Source organism: Rickettsia endosymbiont of Gonocerus acuteangulatus (assembly GCF_964026435.1).
Classification (GTDB): Bacteria; Pseudomonadota; Alphaproteobacteria; order Rickettsiales; family Rickettsiaceae; genus Rickettsia.
Map to the genome: position 1 here is coordinate 273091 of NZ_OZ032147.1, position 17129 is coordinate 290219.

Consider the following 17129-nt stretch of genomic DNA (forward strand, 5'->3'; position numbering starts at 1 on the left):
AAATTATTTTTTACCTAGATTTTTCATTTCTAAAATATCTTCTACATTACCCAAAGGAGCTTGTTTTTTAAGTTCAATAAATTTGTGTAATGCATCGGTGACTATAATCCCTTGCATATCCTCAGGCAAATCGCAAGAGAATTCCATAACTTCATTACTGGTTGGATGGGTAAAGCTTAAATACCAAGAATGCAGAGCTTGGCGTTTGAAATCTAATAATTTTGCCTTTAGCGTAAGGGGAGCATGGTTAATTTTTCGGTCATTATTGCCGTATGTTTGATCGCCAACCACCGAATGTTTTAAATGGCTTAGCTGCACTCTAATCTGGTGAGTTCTGCCAGTAGCAAGCTTGCACTCTACCATACTAATGCTACCTCCATAAAATAGCTCTAGAGTTTTATAATAGGTTACGGCTTCTTTTCCGCCATATTTCAATATTGTCATTTTTTGTCGATCGCTTCGACTGCGACCTATATTATTCTTAATTATTCCCTCTAGCGGATTAATTACGCCCCACACTAAAGCTTTATATTTACGTACGACCTGCCTTTGTTCGATCTGATTGGCAAGCAACATATGTGCTTTATTATTTTTAGCAACCACCATCAAGCCCGTTGTGTCCTTATCTAAACGATGCACTATGCCAGGTCTTTCTGATGAGCCGATATCGGATAGGTTTCTTGTATGGTGGAGTAGGGCATTAACAAGCGTATCGTCATGATGTCCTGCCCCTGAATGGACAGTCATACCGGCAGCTTTATTGATAATTATTAAATCTTCATCCTCATAAACTATATCAAGTTTTATGTCAGCTGCTTCTATTGTTAACTCTTCCGGTTCTTTGAAAGAAAATAATATAATATCATTCTCCTTGACCAAAATATCAGAATCGAGAATAATCACATTGTTAATTTGTACACAAGAACTTTTAATTGCTTTTTGAATCTGGTTGCGTGAGACATTTTCAAGAAGCTGAGATAAAGCTTTATCAAGCCTTAAGCCGCTTAGTTCAGTAGGTACAGAATATTTTAACATATTTAATTTATTTAATGAATAATACATTTAAATGGCTAAATGCAATTGGGATTGAATATTATTGTTCAGAGCATCCGCAAAAATTAAAAGTAAGCGATAATACCAAATTGGCTGAAAAGCCACAAGCAAAACCTACGCCTCAAAAAGAAAACGGGTTTAATATGAACGGTAAAACACATGATAATATAAGCCTTGCAAGATCACTTGCCGATAAAGCCAATAATATAGCAGAACTTAAAGAATCTCTACTAAATTTTAATGGCTGTGACCTTAAGAAGCTTGCTACTAACACTGTATTTGGTGATGGTAATCCGGCAGCTAAGATTATGTTAATAGGCGAAGCACCAGGCAGTAATGAGGATTTGAAAGGTATACCTTTTTGCGGTGAAAGCGGTAATTTACTTGATAATATGCTGCGTGCAATCGGAATTTCACGAAAAGATAATGCTTATATTACCAATACAGTGTTTTGGCGTCCACCTGCCAATAGGCAGCCAACTTTAGAGGAAGTTGATATTTGTAGACCTTTTGTTGAGAAACATATTGCTTTAGTTAACCCAAAACTCATTATTTTAGTTGGTAGCACTGCTGCAACTAGTCTACTTGGGAAAAATGCCGGTATTACTAAAATTAGACAAGAATATTATTTTTACACCAATAAATATCTAGCCGCTCCTATCCAGACTACGGCGATTTTCCACCCCGCCTATTTACTCCGCCAACCTAGTCAAAAACGTACTTCTTGGTATGATTTGCTGAAGATCAAAGATTATCTTTAAAGTAAGAATTTAGTAACGGGTTAATCTCAAAATCTTTATTCTTTATGTAACTAATTTTAGTTGCTTCATGCTAATAAATATATTATTATGAATTTATAAGTGAAAAGAATATTAAATCTCTTTTGGGTATATTCCCCGCCGCTTGCGGCGTAATATGGCGGAATGAGCAAATATATACATAAAAGTCATAATGTTACGGTACTGCTGTATCACATGGTATTTCCAGCAAAATATCGCCGAGCAGTGTTTGACGTATCAGTTGATCAAGTATTACGAGAAATATGTTTAGAGATAGAAAAGAGATATCAAATAAAATTTTTAGAAATAGGGGTTGATGAAGATCATGTCCATTTTTTGGTACAATCTGTACCAACCTATAGCGTAACAAAAATAGTAACAACAATTAAAAGTGTTACAGCTCGTCAAATATTTAGACAGTGTCCACAGGTAAAGAAACAATTATGGGGTGGAGAATTTTGGACTGATGGATATTTTACGAGTACGGTAGGTAAGCATGGAAATGAGAATATGATAGGAAAATACATAAAAAACCAAGGCAAGGAATATCAGAAACTGCATGAGGATCATCAGCTAGCTTTCTTCTAAAATACCCCGCTGCTTGCGGCGGGGATTACTTTTATTTGAGTTCAATAGATAAACTTATCAAAAGATTTAAATCAAAACCTAAAGATTTTACATGGGATGAATTAACTAGAGTATTAAGTAGCCTATTATTTGAAGAATTTACTGGAGGTAAAACAGGAGGTTCTAGAAGAAAATTTTATAATAAAAAAACTGGTTTAATCATTAACTTACATAAACCTCATCCCAAACCAATTATAAAGCCATATCTAATTGAACAAATAATTAAAAAATTAGAAGAAGAGGAGTTAATATGACAAAAAACGATTTTATAAGTTATAAAGGTTATTTTGGGTCAGTGCATTTTAATGCTTCGGAAGAAATATTTTTTGGTAAAATAGAATTTATAAGAGATTTAGTAAGTTACGAAGCCTCAGATGCTAAAACTTTAATAAAATCATTTCATGAAGCCGTGGATAGTTATCTAGAAGATTGTAATATATTAGGTAAAGCTCCGGAGAAACCGTTTAAAGGCAGTTTTAATGTTAGAATTGATCCTGAGTTACATAAAGAAGTAAGTTTATATGCTATGCAGCATGGTGATAGTTTAAACGGAATAGTTAAAAAAGCTTTAAACGAATATATAAAATGTTAGTTGCTTACTATATATAAAAATATGATAAATAATGCATAATTTAACAAATTTATTAAAACAATATAATACTAACTCGGGTTTATTAATTGATGAATTTCTTAAACAAAAATATAAAGAAAAAGAGAACTATACAATGTGGCTTAACAAAGAAATTCAAGTAGGCTTAGATCAAGCAGCTCAGGGTAAATTAGTTTCTTGGGAAAAAGTTCGACAGGATATTAAGCAGCTTTATTTGGAGCAAAAAATACCTAAATAATAATCCAGTTCTTGATTGACTTTTTGGTGTTTATATATAGAATCTTAAACGAAATAGCTCATGCTATTTTGGGGCGTAAGAACCTCTTAATCAACGTAGTATTATATCAACCATAGAATGGTATAATCTCGACTTTATTATGGTCGGGGTTATAATAGTCATGTCCAAGGTTTAAACCCAAAAACTATTATGACAAAACTTACGCTATGTTATAGCAAATATGCTAAAAACTCTTATTACACAGCAATGTTTTATAGTGAAGCACTTCATAATATCCCTTAATTCATGGGCATTATATCAAGCATAGCGTAAGTTTTGATGACTGTCGTTGATGGTTTTCTTACTTCCCCGACCACCAAAGGTTGTATTCTTTGGTGGTTCAAACTTTTTAAGTTTAACTATATGGGAAAATAATATGCCTGATACTAAAAAAATAATAATCTTTCTTACTCCTCTTTCAAACTCCAAAAATCGTAAACGTCGCAAAGAACTTATTACTAATTACTGCAAACAGTATAATTTTACTATACTAAAAATAATAGAAAGAAATACATTTGAATATTCTATTTTACAAGATTTAGTTAATCAAACAAAGGATGCATCTACAACCATTACAGCATTAGTTGAGGATAAACAAAACTTACGCTATGTTTGGTTCTAAATATCGTAAAGATGGAGAACGCAGCTGTTGTTGCATATAGTCATCTAAAAGCCCTAACTTTATTTGGTAAACCGTTTTACCGATTGTATTTGCAGTCCTTTTGAGAAATGCCCAAACTAAAAATGCCCAACTAATATGATTACGTTGAATACGCTGTTTCCTGCATTGACAACGTTCTATCCCAGTAAGTTGCTTAATTTCTCTGTGCATGCTCTCAATTACCCATCGAAAGCCACACTCATCTTGTGCAGCTTTAGAAGATTTGTGAGTTTTGTTATTGGTAACAACATACTCAACTCTATTGGTAGAAACAGTAAATTTAAACAAATTAACATGCTTATTTTTAGCAAAGCCTTTTATATGAATCTCTACTCCATGCCTGATCTCTTCATCTGAAAATGTCAACTCTTTTACAGCTTTATAAGGTTTAGAATCGTGTGTTTTACTAACGTTTCTATTGGCTTTAATAGGGGCATAATAATATTTCCCCAGAGAGTCAACATGTTGCATAATTTTGTGTGTAGAATACCATGTGTCAAAAAGTACTGTTTGAAAAGGAATCTTCTTGCTATAAACAGCATTATTTAACATGTTTAATAGGTGTTCTAGTTTTGTTGCTCCATCATGATCAGGTGCAAAAATTCGATAATCTATTACCCAAAACTTATTAATATCAGGGTTATAATATACCAGACTCACTACTCCTATACCTTTAGTAACTCTACCTGTAGCTCCACTGTACTGCGATCTTGCAATTTCTATTTGCTTCGTATTCCTTTTATTTGAAACCGTATCATCAAATATTGTATATCCATTAGATGAAAAAATAACATCATTCTTGATGTGTTCCCATAACAAAGAAGGTGTATATTTTTCATTCCTTAAAAATCTATTAATAACATCATGACTACATTTCTTTGCATGTTCAGCGTAGTAGGTTAAACTATAATTCTTTTGGCTAACTATTAAAAATTGACAATAATCTGTCCTATTAATTGGTATTGCTTGCAACTTTATCCTCTTTGACATGTTTAATCTCTTTTGGGTATATTCCCCGCCGCTTGCGGCGTAATATGGCGGAATGAGCAAATATATACATAAAAGTCATAATGTTACGGTACTGCTGTATCACATGGTATTTCCAGCAAAATATCGCCGAGCAGTGTTTGACGTATCAGTTGATCAAGTATTACGAGAAATATGTTTAGAGATAGAAAAGAGATATCAAATAAAATTTTTAGAAATAGGGGTTGATGAAGATCATGTCCATTTTTTGGTACAATCTGTACCAACCTATAGCGTAACAAAAATAGTAACAACAATTAAAAGTGTTACAGCTCGTCAAATATTTAGACAGTGTCCACAGGTAAAGAAACAATTATGGGGTGGAGAATTTTGGACTGATGGATATTTTACGAGTACGGTAGGTAAGCATGGAAATGAGAATATGATAGGAAAATACGTAAAAAACCAAGGCAAGGAATATCAGAAACTGCATGAGGATCATCAGCTAGCTTTCTTCTAAAATACCCCGCTGCTTGCGGCGGGGATTACTTTTATTTTTACAATAATTTATCACTTTTTTACTCATAGCGTAAGTTTTGTAAATTGTTAAATAATCCAAATAGTATTATTATGACAACAGTACTTGGTACTTTATATCTGCTCGGTTTAATCGATACACAAATATATAAAAAATCTTACCAAGAGATAAAATTGTATAATGGCATAATTATAAGAATGATTTTTTAAGTATTACGGCTTTTAGTTTATACTATACTTTAGAATCCCATAAAGATAAAAATAATTTCTCATTTTCTTAAAGTAGGTTTATACTTCTAGTATATAACAACATTAAGGGTGTATATGACCAGTGAAAATAATAATACAGAATTTGCCGAATTAAAGATTAGAGATAAAATATTCAAATTACCCATACTGAAAGCAAGTATTGGGCAGGATGTAATTGATATTAGTAAAGTATATTCTGAAGCGGATTGTTTTACTTACGATCCGGGTTTTATGTCTACCGCTTCATGTAGATCAACTATAACTTATATAGATGGTGATCAAGGAATCTTGCGACATCGTGGTTATGATATAAAAGATTTAGCCGAAAAAAGCGACTTTTTAGAGGTGGCGTATTTATTGATTTATGGGGAATTACCAAATAGTAAGCAGTATAATGATTTTACTAAAAAGGTTGCTCATCATGCGTTAGTTAATGAAAGATTACATTATTTATTCCAAACGTTTTGCAGCTCTTCGCATCCTATGGCTATCATGCTTGCGGCGGTTGGTTCTCTTTCTGCATTTTATCCTGATTTACTGAATTTTTTTAAAGAAGCAGATTATGAGCTTACAGCTATTAGAATGATAGCTAAAATACCAACTATTGCTGCAATGTCTTATAAATATTCTATAGGTCAGCCTTTTGTTTATCCCGATAATTCTTTAGATTTTACTGAAAATTTCTTGCATATGATGTTTGCCACACCTTGTGAAAAATATAAAGTAAATCCAGTGATAAAGAATGCCCTAAACAAGATATTTATTTTACATGCTGATCATGGGCAAAACGCTTCTACTTCAACAGTTAGAATTGCCGGCTCTTCAGGAGCTAACCCTTTTGCTTGTGTCAGTACTGGTATTGCATCGCTTTGGGGACCGGCTCATGGCGGAGCTAATGAAGCAGTGATAAATATGCTGAAAGAAATAGGCAGTGTAGAGAATATACCTAAATATATCGCTAAAGCTAAAGATAAAAATGATAATTTTAGGCTAATGGGCTTTGGTCATCGTGTATATAAAAACTATGATCCGCGTGCTGCAGTACTTAAAGAGACCTGCAAGGAGGTGTTAAAAGAATTAGGGCAGCTAGATAACAACCCGTTACTACAAATAGCTATAGAGCTTGAAGCTATCGCTCTTAAAGACGAGTATTTTATTGAAAGAAAATTATATCCAAATGTTGATTTTTATTCGGGTATTATTTATAAAGCGATGGGTATACCCCCGCAGATGTTCACAGTGCTTTTTGCCACGGCAAGAACAGTAGGCTGGATGGCACAATGGAAAGAGATGCACGAAGACCCTGAGCAGAAAATCAGCAGACCAAGACAGCTTTATACTGGTCAAGTTAATAGAGAATATAAGACTATTAAAGAGAGATAAATTTTGGTATAATGCGTTTTTCCTGTCATTCTGTGGACAAGCCGGTTTTGTTGCATGGCTCTAACGTCATTCCCGCGTAGGCGGGAATCCAGAAAAAAAAGCATAGATACAGTAAATTCTTAGAGCTAAAAGCTCGATGTTATCTCGCTTTATGCTGGATTCCCGCCTACGCGGGAATGACATAAAAGAGGTGGATTAAAACTACTTAACAAAGTTACAACAAAGGTTATATGAATTTTATTGATGAAGTTAAGATATACATAAAAGGTGGGAATGGTGGCAATGGTTGCGTTAGTTTTCATCGTGAGAAATTTATTGACCGAGGTGGTCCTGATGGTGGTGACGGCGGATGTGGCGGTAGTATTATTTTTAGAAGCAATCACCATCTTAATACGCTAGTAAATTATAGATATAAGCAGCATTTTATCGCAGACAGGGGTGAAAATGGTAAAGGCTCAAATAAAAGCGGTAAATCAGGTAAATCTCTAACCCTTGATGTGCCAATCGGTACACAAATTTTTGCAGAAGATAGCGATATATTACTGCATGATTTTACCGAAGATGATCAGACTTTTGAAATAATTAAAGGCGGAAATGGCGGTCTTGGTAATAGCCATTTCAAAACGTCAGTCAATCAAGCACCAAGACGTAGAACAGAGGGCGAAATTGCTGAAGAAATGTGGGTTCAGCTAAGCCTAAAGCTCCTTTCGGATGTTGGGCTTGTGGGGCTTCCTAATGCCGGTAAATCTACCTTTTTATCGGTAGTATCGGCAGCTAAACCTAAAATCGCCGAGTATCCTTTCACTACTTTAGTGCCGAATCTTGGAGTAGTCTATGTTGATGATGAAGAATTTGTTATAGCCGATATTCCAGGCTTAATAGAGGGAGCTAGTCAAAGGCATGGCTTGGGTGATAAATTCCTAAAGCATATTGAAAGATGTAATGTGCTGATTCATCTTATAGACGGCAGTAGCGAAGATGTTGTTGCTGATTATAATATAGTACGCACGGAACTTGAATCTTATTCAGATTATTTAAAAGATAAAACCCAAATTATTTGTCTTAATAAAATCGATGTTTTGACTGATGAGGAAATAGCAGAAAAAACAGCTCAGTTGCAAAAAATCACCGGTAAAGAAATTTTCCCAATCTCTACCTATACCAATACTAATATCACAAAAATAATCAAACTAGCCCTTCAGACTATTAAGGATTAGTACGTTTATATGTCATTACTGCTTTCGCAGGAATGACATAATCCCACTATGACACTCCCCGCTCTAATTCTTGTTGTAAATTTACTTATTTATGAAAATTTTTTAAGTAGTGTTAATATTTCAAAACTTACGCTATGTTTGGTTCTAAATATCGTAAAGATGGAGAACGCAGCTGTTGTTGCATATATTCATCTAAAAGCCTTAACTTTATTTGGTAAACCGTTTTACCGATTGTATTTGCAGTCCTTTTGAGAAATGCCCAAACTAAAAATGCACAACTAATATGATTACGTTGAATACGCTGTTTCCTGCATTGACAACGTTCTATCCCAGTAAGTTGCTTAATTTCTCTGTGCATGCTCTCAATTACCCATCGAAAGCCACACTCATCTTGTGCAGCTTTAGAAGATTTGTGAGTTTTGTTATTGGTAACAACATACTCAACTCTGTTGGTAGAAACAGTAAATTTAAACAAATTAACATGCTTATTTTTAGCAAAGCCTTTTATATGAATCTCTACTCCATGCCTGATCTCTTCATCTGAAAATGTCAACTCTTTTACAGCTTTATAAGGTTTAGAATCGTGCGTTTTACTAACGTTTCTATTGGCTTTAATAGGGGCATAATAATATTTCCCCAGAGAGTCAACATGTTGCATAATTTTGTGTGTAGAATACCATGTGTCAAAAAGTACTGTTTGAAAAGGAATCTTCTTGCTCCATCATGATCAGGTGCAAAAATTCGATAATCTATTACCCAAAACTTATTAATATCAGGGTTATAATATACCAGACTCACTACTCCTATACCTTTAGTAACTCTACCTGTAGCTCCACTGTACTGCGATCTTGCAATTTCTATTTGCTTCGTATTCCTTTTATTTAAAACCGTATCATCAAATATTGTATATCCATTAGATGAAAAAATAACATCATTCTTGATGTGTTCCCATAACAAAGAAGGTGTATATTTTTCATTCCTTAAAAATCTATTAATAACATCATGACTACATTTCTTTGCATGTTCAGCGTAGTAGGTTAAACTATAATTCTTTTGGCTAACTATTAAAAATTGACAATAATCTGTCCTATTAATTGGTATTGCTTGCAACTTTATCCTCTTTGACATGTTTAATTATTTTTACAATAATTTATCACTTTTTTACTCATAGCGTAAGTTTTAATTTATTTATTCAACTTACAGATCAAAAATGATTTTATTTGTAATGAGATAAATATTATAGGTAAAATATTATGTGGTTGGTTAAAAGTGTAATAAGAAGTCCTAAGCAAGAACACAAAGGAGTAATAGAGAAAACAGTAAATTGAAAATACTATAAGTAAGTAGAACAGAACCTATTTAAAATAATAAGATTTTAAATAGGTAATGATGAACAGAAAATATAGACACTTATCTCGAGAAGAGAGATATGAGATAAAAAGAATGTATGACCTAGGAGTCAGTATTAATAAGATAGCACAACATCTTACGAGGTCTAAAAGCACTATTAGTATGGAGCTAAAAAGACAAAACTTACGCTATGTTATAGCAAATATGCTAAAAACCCTTACTACAAAGCTATGTTTTTACAGTGCATCACTTTATAATATCCTTTAATTTATAGGAATTATATCAAACATAGCGTAAGTTTTGAAGAAATAAGGTAAAAGATAAGTATATGCCTTGTGTTGCTCAGGAAAAATATGAAAACAGGATGTATCAGCAAGAGTTATTAAAAATAGAAAAGAACCCTATGTTGTTAGATTATATTAAAAATGCTATGATTCGCAAGAAATGGTCGCCGGATGCTAGCCGGAAAGTTAAAACTAGACAAAAATACAGCTTTGTGTATCAGTACAGAAAGTATATATAGATTTGTTTACACTTCTGCAGTAGCAGCTAAATTAAAGTTATATAGCTATTTACCTTCTAAAAGATATAAAAGGCAAGAAAGAGGGAAGAGGCGTCAAAGGATCATTATACCACAAAGGATCTCAATACATCAGCGTGATGCAATAGCTACGAAAAAGGTAGAAGTAGGGAATTTTGAGGCAGATCTTACATTTCATAAGGATAATGGCAAAGAGTTTGTGGGGCATGTTGCCTATAGACTATCTGGGTTTCAAACTTTCTTTTGTGATCCATACCGCCCTAGACAAAAAGCATTAGTGGAAAAAATGAATTCTATGATTCATAGAATTTTACCTAAAAATACAGATATTACTACCGTTACACAAAGAGGTCTTGACAATGTTGCTGAGATTTTAAATAACATGCCAAGAAAGATTTTTGGTTATAAAACCCCCAATGAAATTTGGGCAGAAAATTTATAGGTTTTGTTCTACTTAGTCCTTGCATTTTCAAATAATATAGGTGAATTTCCAGAATATTTTAATGATTTATTTAACAAAGAAAATAAAGGAGATGCCGCAGCTCAGTCCAAGCTAGAAAATATTAATATTGGAGAAATATTAACCCCTAAATCAGAATCTCATGCCCCTCCGCATACAAAGAAGTTTTTGCTTATTTATTTAATAATTTCCGTAATAAGTTCAATGAAAAATTAGAAAAGCCAACTGGTGTTAGCAACGGAAGTAAAATGATACAGGGCGACGGATAAAAATTGATACAGTATTAATAGTGTATCCTCCTGATAAGGAGGTAAAAAAGAATGTTAATACTGGAACAAATAATGGAAATAAAGATTTTATATAAGCAAGGTAAAAGCCTAAGAACTATAGCAGGAGAAGTAGGTATATCAGTAAATACGGTACGTAAGTATTTAAAATATGAAGACGCTCCTAAATACAAGAACAGACCACAGTTAACAACTAAGATTGGTCCATATAAGAACTACCTAGAGGATAGAATAAAATCAGCTTACCCTGTAGTTTTGCCTGGTACTGTAATGTTTCAAGAGATAAAGGAGCTGGGGGATATAAAGGCGGAATAACCCAGCTTAGAGATTACTTAAGGAGTATAAAACCGGTACCCCAAGCAGAAGAGGTAATAAGGTTTGAGACAGCAAAACTTACGCTATGAGTAAAAAAGTGATAAATTATTGTAAAAATAATTAAACATGTCAAAGAGGATAAAGTTGCAAGCAATACCAATTAATAGGACAGATTATTGTCAATTTTTAATAGTTAGCCAAAAGAATTATAGTTTAACCTACTACGCTGAACATGCAAAGAAATGTAGTCATGATGTTATTAATAGATTTTTAAGGAATAAAAAATATACACCTTCTTTGTTATGGGAACACATCAAGAATGATGTTATTTTTTCATCTAATGGATATACAATATTTGATGATACGGTTTTAAATAAAAGGAATACGAAGCAAATAGAAATTGCAAGATCGCAGTACAGTGGAGCTACAGGTAGAGTTACTAAAGGTATAGGAGTAGTGAGTCTGGTATATTATAACCCTGATATTAATAAGTTTTGGGTAATAGATTATCGAATTTTTGCACCTGATCATGATGGAGCAACAAAACTAGAACACCTATTAAACATGTTAAATAATGCTGTTTATAGCAAGAAGATTCCTTTTCAAACAGTACTTTTTGACACATGGTATTCTACACACAAAATTATGCAACATGTTGACTCTCTGGGGAAATATTATTATGCCCCTATTAAAGCCAATAGAAACGTTAGTAAAACGCACGATTCTAAACCTTATAAAGCTGTAAAAGAGTTGACATTTTCAGATGAAGAGATCAGGCATGGAGTAGAGATTCATATAAAAGGCTTTGCTAAAAATAAGCATGTTAATTTGTTTAAATTTACTGTTCCTACCAACAGAGTTGAGTATGTTGTTACCAATAACAAAACTCACAAATCTTCTAAAGCTGCACAAGATGAGTGTGGCTTTCGATGGGTAATTGAGAGCATGCACAGAGAAATTAAGCAACTTACTGGGATAGAACGTTGTCAATGCAGGAAACAGCGTATTCAACGTAATCATATTAGTTGTGCATTTTTAGTTTGGGCATTTCTCAAAAGGACTGCAAATACAATCGGTAAAACGGTTTACCAAATAAAGTTAGGGCTTTTAGATGACTATATGCAACAACAGCTGCGTTCTCCATCTTTACGATATTTAGAACCAAACATAGCGTAAGTTTTGCCAAAATAAAGGATTAGGGCTTAAGATAGCGGCGAGTGATATTATGGACGTAAATAGTATAACAAATGAAAAAGCGAAGCTTTCCACCGCAGTACCTCTTTTATCTTACATAAGAGATATTAAGGATAATGCCATAATATTATTAGAAAAAAGAAACGTTTTTGGAAACCATCTAATATATAAGTTTAATAATAATAATTTTGAGAAAGTAGCAGCTATTTATCCCACTGAAATTGACAAAACAACAATAAAACAAATATTTACAGAATTAGAATCCAAAAAATTCATTCAGTGCTTTGTTAAGAGTTCTGAATATTTTAACTTCAATGAATGGCAACTAGTAAATGAAAAGTGTAGAGATTTTTTCAAGATATAATGGAAATAATCCAAAATGAGAAAGTAGAGTTAGAAACTTCTAATTTTAAATTGTTAGGTACTGAGGTAAATATCCGATTAAATGCACATGAGAATCTATTAAAAGATGGTGGAATTATAAATAAAGCAGAAATCAATAGGGAAGTTGAAAAATTAAAGCAAAACAATCCTCCATCATACAATTATTGGAGTACATTTCATTGGAGCATAACAAAAATTATAGCTGCTTGTTGTATTGCAGAAACCGAGTTCTTTAAGAATAATATCAGCTCAAAAAATGATATGATAAAGTTATTTATAAAACCTTTTAAAACCATCCCTGTTATTGGAGCTATAATCGATACATTAGAAGGGGTAATTTGCAGGTGGTTAGAAGCAAAACAGAATATACAGCATAAGAATAATATAATTATTATAAATGATATTTTTCGTCGTAAAGTTGGAATACAAGATCTAGACGATATTTTGAAAAAAATAGCTATCATTATAACCCATGCACGTAAAAACGAAATAATAAATTCTAAAGAGACCTCTCAACCTAGTTCTTTCATGCAAAAACTTAAAACTTGCGTACAAGAAGCAGGAAATATGGTTTATGATAAGACAAGAAATATTGTACTCCCTGAAATTATAGAGAGTTGCGATAAAGATAATATAGCTGTGCAGTTAGCGTTAAAAGATTCTATTGCGTTTATTAACTATTTATATACAAACTATGACGATATACTAAATGACGATTTTGATTTATATGAACAATGTAAAAAAATTGCCGAAAACGGCACGCTAGATGCGTTATTTACTTAAACTAATAAAAATTTTAACATTAGCTAGCCTTGTTGCATCCAATGGTGAGCTATACTTTTCATCACGTTTTCTCTTTTTTTAGGGTTTAATTTTGATTTAAGTAGTTTTTCTACTTCTATTATATCACCTTGCTTAATTCTGGTCAAAGTGTAGCATAAAATTAGTTCTATATGCTCAATACCAATATCAACTTTAGCGAATTTAGGCAAAAGATCAGCTGTATACTCATTTAATTTGAAAAATTGGCGACAAAGTCTTTTGCTGATAATCCTAACGTACTTTTTGTACGCTCCGGTTATCAGCTTCAAACCGCCTTGCTCTTTTCCAAATAAAACTTCGTCTACCGTCTATTATTAATAAAATATCCATAAAGTGCAATATACGAAGATCAACTTCAAAAAGAGTTAGAAATTCATAAGGCGAGGAACGGAAGCAGTTACTTAATACGTGAGTACCGCAGATCTTATAGAACGACAACGCCAATTTTTGAAGTTCATCGAGTATAAATGCATTTGAAAAAACTCTTTAGAAACGAAAGGATTTTCAAACGCACTTCGGATAATTTCGTCGTGTTTAGGCTTTTTAGACACTTATAATTGCTTACTATTAATATATAGTGAATTAACTTGGACTCGGGACAGTTAATTTAAAAGTGAGACTGCGGAACGTATACTTAATACGTGAGCACAGGCGAAACTTGCAAAATTGACTGTCCCGAGTCCAAGTTAAAAAACTATAAACGCACTATATACATTTTCTACTAACAGTATAACAATAATATTATTTTTTAATTAAAAGTTATATTAAGCATCTAGTAAGCTTTGTAGCTTTTCTTTTACTTTTGATAGTTTGCTTAAATCATTTCCGCCAGCTTGGGCAATGGAAGGCTGTCCACCACCACCGCTGCCACCTAAAAACAGTGAAAGCTCTTTTGCAATTATACCTGCATTAATTCTATCTGTTATAGTCTTACTTATTGCTATAGTAATGGACAATTTAGAGTTATTATTTCCAACATACACCACTACTAAATCTTCTGCTTTTTTAGCTAAATTTTCGGCAGCTTGATGCAAAATTTTATTATCTAAATTTTCTACATGACGATAAATTAACTTAATTTTCTTGATCTTTTCGGCTTGTTTTTCAATCTGCTCGACGCTTAAATCTAAACTAGCTAAATAAGTTTTTTCTAACTCCTTTTCAAGCTCTTTATTACGCTCTAAAATATTGTTAACTTTACTGACAAGCTCATTTTTGTTAGTCTTTAGGCTATTTTCTATATTTTTAAGTAGCCCCTCTTTTTCCCTAATTAGCTTAATTACAAACTCACCGCAAACTGCTTCGATTCTACGAATACCTGCTGCAATAGCTGATTCGCTGGTAATTTTAAAACAACCAATATCGCCAGTATGCCTGACATGCGTACCGCCACATAGCTCGAGCGAAGTTTCGCCCATCTTAACTACTCTAACTTCAGAATCGTATTTCTCGCCAAATAATGCCATAGCTCCTTGTTTTACAGCATCTTCAGTAGACATAAGCGTAGTATCTACTTCGTGGTTATCTCTAATAATCTCATTTACTTTATCTTCAATTAAAATAATTTCTTCAGGAGTTAAAGTTTTAGGGTGGCTAATATCAAATCTCAAATAAGAAGTAGCAACAAGTGATCCTTTTTGCGTAACATGCTTGCCAAGTACCTGATGCAATACTGCATGAAGCAAATGGGTTGTCGAATGGTGAATTCTTAAATTTTGCCTATATTTAACATCAATACTAAAATTAGTATTTTCATTCGTAGTAACCTTACCTTTTTTCAATATACATTTATGAACTATGATAGAACCTAAATATTTTAGAGTATCGACTACTTCTATCTCACAATTTGGGGTTTTAATTACTCCGATATCGCCCATCTGCCCACCTGACTCACCATAAAAAGGTGTTTGGTTAGCTATTAAGAGAAACTGCGTATCTATTTCGCTAATATCGTTTACTAAAGCATTATCTTTAATTAAAGCAACTATTTTTCCATCAGCTTCATTAAGATTATAGCCTAAAAACTTCGTACTGCCATATTTTGCTTTAATATCAAACCATAGCTGATCGGTTTTAGATTCACCCGATCCAAGCCAAGATTTTCTAGCACGCTCTTTTTGCTCTAGCATTTGCTGCTCGAATCCTTGATGATCAACAGCAATATTACGATTCTTTAAAATATCTTCGGTTAAATCAAGAGGAAATCCATATGTATCATATAACTTAAACGCTACTTCACCTGATAATCTACCGCCTGCATTTAGATTTTCTGTTTCTTCAGAAAGTAATTTTAAACCCCGCTCTAAAGTAGTTTTAAATCTAATTTCTTCCTGCTCCAATATACTACTTATAAAGCTTTCTGCTCGTTTAAGCTCAGGGTATGTATTACCCATTAAATCAACAAGTTTCGGCAGTAACTTATACATTAGCGGCTCTTTTGACCCGAGTATATGAGCGTGACGCATAGCTCTTCTCATAATGCGGCGTAGCACGTAACCACGTCCCTCATTTGACGGCACTACCCCATCAGCTATCAAAAAGCTACAAGCTCTTAAGTGATCAGCAATAACGCGATATGAGAATTTTGCTTCTGCCTCTATTTTCACTTTCAATATATTCTCTGTGAAACTAATTATTTCTTGGAATAGATCTATATCATAATTGTTATTAACGTGCTGAAGAACAGCTGTCATACGTTCAAGACCCATGCCGGTATCAATAGACTTCTTCGGCAACTCTATTCTAGTATCTTTATCAATCTGCTCATATTGCATAAATACCATATTCCAGATTTCAATAAAGCGGTCACCATCTTCGTCTTTGGTGCCAGGTAACCCACCATATATTTGCTCACCATGATCATAAAATATTTCGGAGCAAGGACCGCAAGGACCAGTATCACCCATTGACCAAAAATTATCATTCGTTTTAATTCTGATTATGCGGTCATCCGAAAGCCCTGCTATTTTTTTCCAATAAGAAGCTGCTTCATCGTCAGTGTGATAAACTGTTGCATAAAGCTTATCCTTAGGCAATTCAAACTCTTTAGTCAGTAAATTCCAAGCATAATATATAGCTTGCTCTTTAAAATAATCACCGAAAGAAAAATTACCGAGCATCTCAAAAAATGTATGATGTCTTGCAGTATAGCCGACATTTTCAAGGTCATTATGTTTTCCGCCTGCCCGCAGCGATTTTTGACTGGTTACTGCTTTGTCGTATGGTCTTTTTTCTTGCCCAGTAAAGACATTTTTAAACTGCACCATACCAGAATTAACAAACATAAGGCTCGGATCGTTATGCGGAATGAGCGGACTACTACTTACATGCGTATGATTATTTGCTTTAAAGTAAGATATGAATTTACTTCTAATTTCTTCGGTGGTAAATTTAGACATATATATTATAATAAGTATA

At 33.2% G+C, this 17129-nt stretch carries 23 protein-coding genes; 17 read left to right on the forward strand and 6 right to left on the reverse strand.

Features of this window, described 5'->3' with window-relative positions; all coding sequences use genetic code 11:
* Positions 1-3: 3 nt before the first annotated feature.
* Complete coding sequence (locus AAGD55_RS01665) at positions 4-1035, reverse strand: RluA family pseudouridine synthase (protein ID WP_341791896.1); 1032 nt, start codon at positions 1033-1035, stop codon at positions 4-6.
* Positions 1036-1049: 14 nt separating this feature from the next.
* Between AAGD55_RS01665 and AAGD55_RS01670 the strand changes: the two genes are divergently transcribed.
* The 6 genes from AAGD55_RS01670 (at position 1050) to AAGD55_RS01695 (ending at position 3968) form a co-directional block, all read left to right on the forward strand.
* Positions 1050-1814: a uracil-DNA glycosylase family protein gene (locus AAGD55_RS01670; protein WP_341791897.1), complete on the forward strand. Its 765-nt coding sequence runs from the start codon at positions 1050-1052 to the stop codon at positions 1812-1814.
* 162 nt (positions 1815-1976) lie between these two features.
* Complete coding sequence (gene tnpA, locus AAGD55_RS01675) at positions 1977-2420, forward strand: IS200/IS605 family transposase (RefSeq protein WP_341791841.1); 444 nt, start codon at positions 1977-1979, stop codon at positions 2418-2420.
* Positions 2421-2455: 35 nt separating this feature from the next.
* Positions 2456-2713, forward strand: a complete 258-nt coding sequence (locus AAGD55_RS01680; protein WP_341791898.1) for a type II toxin-antitoxin system HicA family toxin — start codon at positions 2456-2458, stop codon at positions 2711-2713.
* Positions 2710-3051 (forward strand): type II toxin-antitoxin system HicB family antitoxin, encoded by a 342-nt coding sequence (locus AAGD55_RS01685; protein WP_341791899.1) that lies wholly within the window; start codon positions 2710-2712, stop codon positions 3049-3051. Before AAGD55_RS01680 ends, AAGD55_RS01685 begins: the two co-directional genes overlap by 4 nt.
* A gap of 31 nt (positions 3052-3082) precedes the next feature.
* The gene (locus tag AAGD55_RS01690) at positions 3083-3307 is read left to right on the forward strand and encodes a hypothetical protein (protein ID WP_341791900.1); all 225 of its coding nucleotides are present in this window, start codon (positions 3083-3085) and stop codon (positions 3305-3307) included.
* A 415-nt stretch (positions 3308-3722) separates the two neighbouring features.
* Positions 3723-3968, forward strand: a complete 246-nt coding sequence (locus AAGD55_RS01695) for a hypothetical protein (RefSeq protein WP_341791901.1) — start codon at positions 3723-3725, stop codon at positions 3966-3968.
* Here the strand turns inward: AAGD55_RS01695 and AAGD55_RS01700 are convergent.
* Positions 3948-5057, reverse strand: coding sequence for a transposase (locus AAGD55_RS01700; RefSeq protein ID WP_341791902.1), 1110 nt, complete (start codon positions 5055-5057; stop codon positions 3948-3950). The two genes, AAGD55_RS01695 and AAGD55_RS01700, sit on opposite strands and share 21 nt — an antisense overlap.
* On the opposite strand from AAGD55_RS01700, the gene tnpA (AAGD55_RS01705) reads away from it, so the two are divergent.
* From tnpA (AAGD55_RS01705) to obgE, 3 genes are all read left to right on the forward strand, one after another.
* The gene (gene tnpA / locus AAGD55_RS01705) at positions 5050-5493 is read left to right on the forward strand and encodes an IS200/IS605 family transposase (RefSeq protein ID WP_341790826.1); all 444 of its coding nucleotides are present in this window, start codon (positions 5050-5052) and stop codon (positions 5491-5493) included. The genes AAGD55_RS01700 and tnpA (AAGD55_RS01705) overlap by 8 nt on opposite strands.
* Before the next feature lie 341 nt (positions 5494-5834).
* Positions 5835-7142 carry a citrate synthase gene (locus AAGD55_RS01710; protein WP_341791903.1) on the forward strand — a complete coding sequence of 436 codons (1308 nt, stop codon included), beginning with the start codon at positions 5835-5837 and terminating at the stop codon, positions 7140-7142.
* A gap of 230 nt (positions 7143-7372) precedes the next feature.
* Positions 7373-8359, forward strand: a complete 987-nt coding sequence (gene obgE / locus AAGD55_RS01715; protein WP_341791904.1) for a GTPase ObgE — start codon at positions 7373-7375, stop codon at positions 8357-8359.
* A 127-nt stretch (positions 8360-8486) separates the two neighbouring features.
* On the opposite strand, the gene AAGD55_RS01720 is transcribed toward obgE, so the two are convergent.
* Both AAGD55_RS01720 and AAGD55_RS01725 read right to left on the reverse strand, forming a co-directional pair.
* Positions 8487-9017, reverse strand: coding sequence for a transposase (locus AAGD55_RS01720; protein WP_341791905.1), 531 nt, complete (start codon positions 9015-9017; stop codon positions 8487-8489).
* Positions 8918-9487: a hypothetical protein gene (locus AAGD55_RS01725; RefSeq protein WP_341791906.1), complete on the reverse strand. Its 570-nt coding sequence runs from the start codon at positions 9485-9487 to the stop codon at positions 8918-8920. The genes AAGD55_RS01720 and AAGD55_RS01725 overlap by 100 nt, the downstream gene beginning before the upstream one ends.
* Positions 9488-9745: 258 nt before the next feature.
* On the opposite strand from AAGD55_RS01725, the gene AAGD55_RS01730 reads away from it, so the two are divergent.
* The 8 genes from AAGD55_RS01730 (at position 9746) to AAGD55_RS01765 (ending at position 13673) form a co-directional block, all read left to right on the forward strand.
* The gene (locus AAGD55_RS01730; RefSeq protein WP_341791811.1) at positions 9746-9976 is read left to right on the forward strand and encodes a helix-turn-helix domain-containing protein; all 231 of its coding nucleotides are present in this window, start codon (positions 9746-9748) and stop codon (positions 9974-9976) included.
* A gap of 61 nt (positions 9977-10037) precedes the next feature.
* Complete coding sequence (locus tag AAGD55_RS01735; protein WP_341791907.1) at positions 10038-10232, forward strand: hypothetical protein; 195 nt, start codon at positions 10038-10040, stop codon at positions 10230-10232.
* Positions 10165-10692: a hypothetical protein gene (locus AAGD55_RS01740; protein ID WP_341791908.1), complete on the forward strand. Its 528-nt coding sequence runs from the start codon at positions 10165-10167 to the stop codon at positions 10690-10692. The genes AAGD55_RS01735 and AAGD55_RS01740 overlap by 68 nt, the downstream gene beginning before the upstream one ends.
* 3 nt (positions 10693-10695) lie before the next feature.
* Positions 10696-10926 (forward strand): hypothetical protein, encoded by a 231-nt coding sequence (locus AAGD55_RS01745; RefSeq protein ID WP_341791909.1) that lies wholly within the window; start codon positions 10696-10698, stop codon positions 10924-10926.
* 104 nt (positions 10927-11030) lie between these two features.
* Positions 11031-11312, forward strand: a complete 282-nt coding sequence (locus tag AAGD55_RS01750; protein ID WP_341791910.1) for a helix-turn-helix domain-containing protein — start codon at positions 11031-11033, stop codon at positions 11310-11312.
* A gap of 126 nt (positions 11313-11438) precedes the next feature.
* Complete coding sequence (locus tag AAGD55_RS01755; protein ID WP_341791911.1) at positions 11439-12488, forward strand: transposase; 1050 nt, start codon at positions 11439-11441, stop codon at positions 12486-12488.
* A 49-nt stretch (positions 12489-12537) separates the two neighbouring features.
* Positions 12538-12870 (forward strand): hypothetical protein, encoded by a 333-nt coding sequence (locus AAGD55_RS01760; protein ID WP_341791912.1) that lies wholly within the window; start codon positions 12538-12540, stop codon positions 12868-12870.
* Complete coding sequence (locus AAGD55_RS01765; protein ID WP_341791913.1) at positions 12870-13673, forward strand: hypothetical protein; 804 nt, start codon at positions 12870-12872, stop codon at positions 13671-13673. The genes AAGD55_RS01760 and AAGD55_RS01765 overlap by 1 nt, the downstream gene beginning before the upstream one ends.
* 23 nt (positions 13674-13696) lie before the next feature.
* On the opposite strand, the gene AAGD55_RS01770 is transcribed toward AAGD55_RS01765, so the two are convergent.
* Entirely contained in the window at positions 13697-13882 is a 186-nt protein-coding gene (locus AAGD55_RS01770) for a hypothetical protein (RefSeq protein ID WP_341791914.1), read from the reverse strand.
* Between the two features lie 594 nt (positions 13883-14476).
* Complete coding sequence (alaS, locus tag AAGD55_RS01775) at positions 14477-17110, reverse strand: alanine--tRNA ligase (RefSeq protein ID WP_341791915.1); 2634 nt, start codon at positions 17108-17110, stop codon at positions 14477-14479.
* Between the last annotated feature and the right edge of the window lie 19 nt (positions 17111-17129).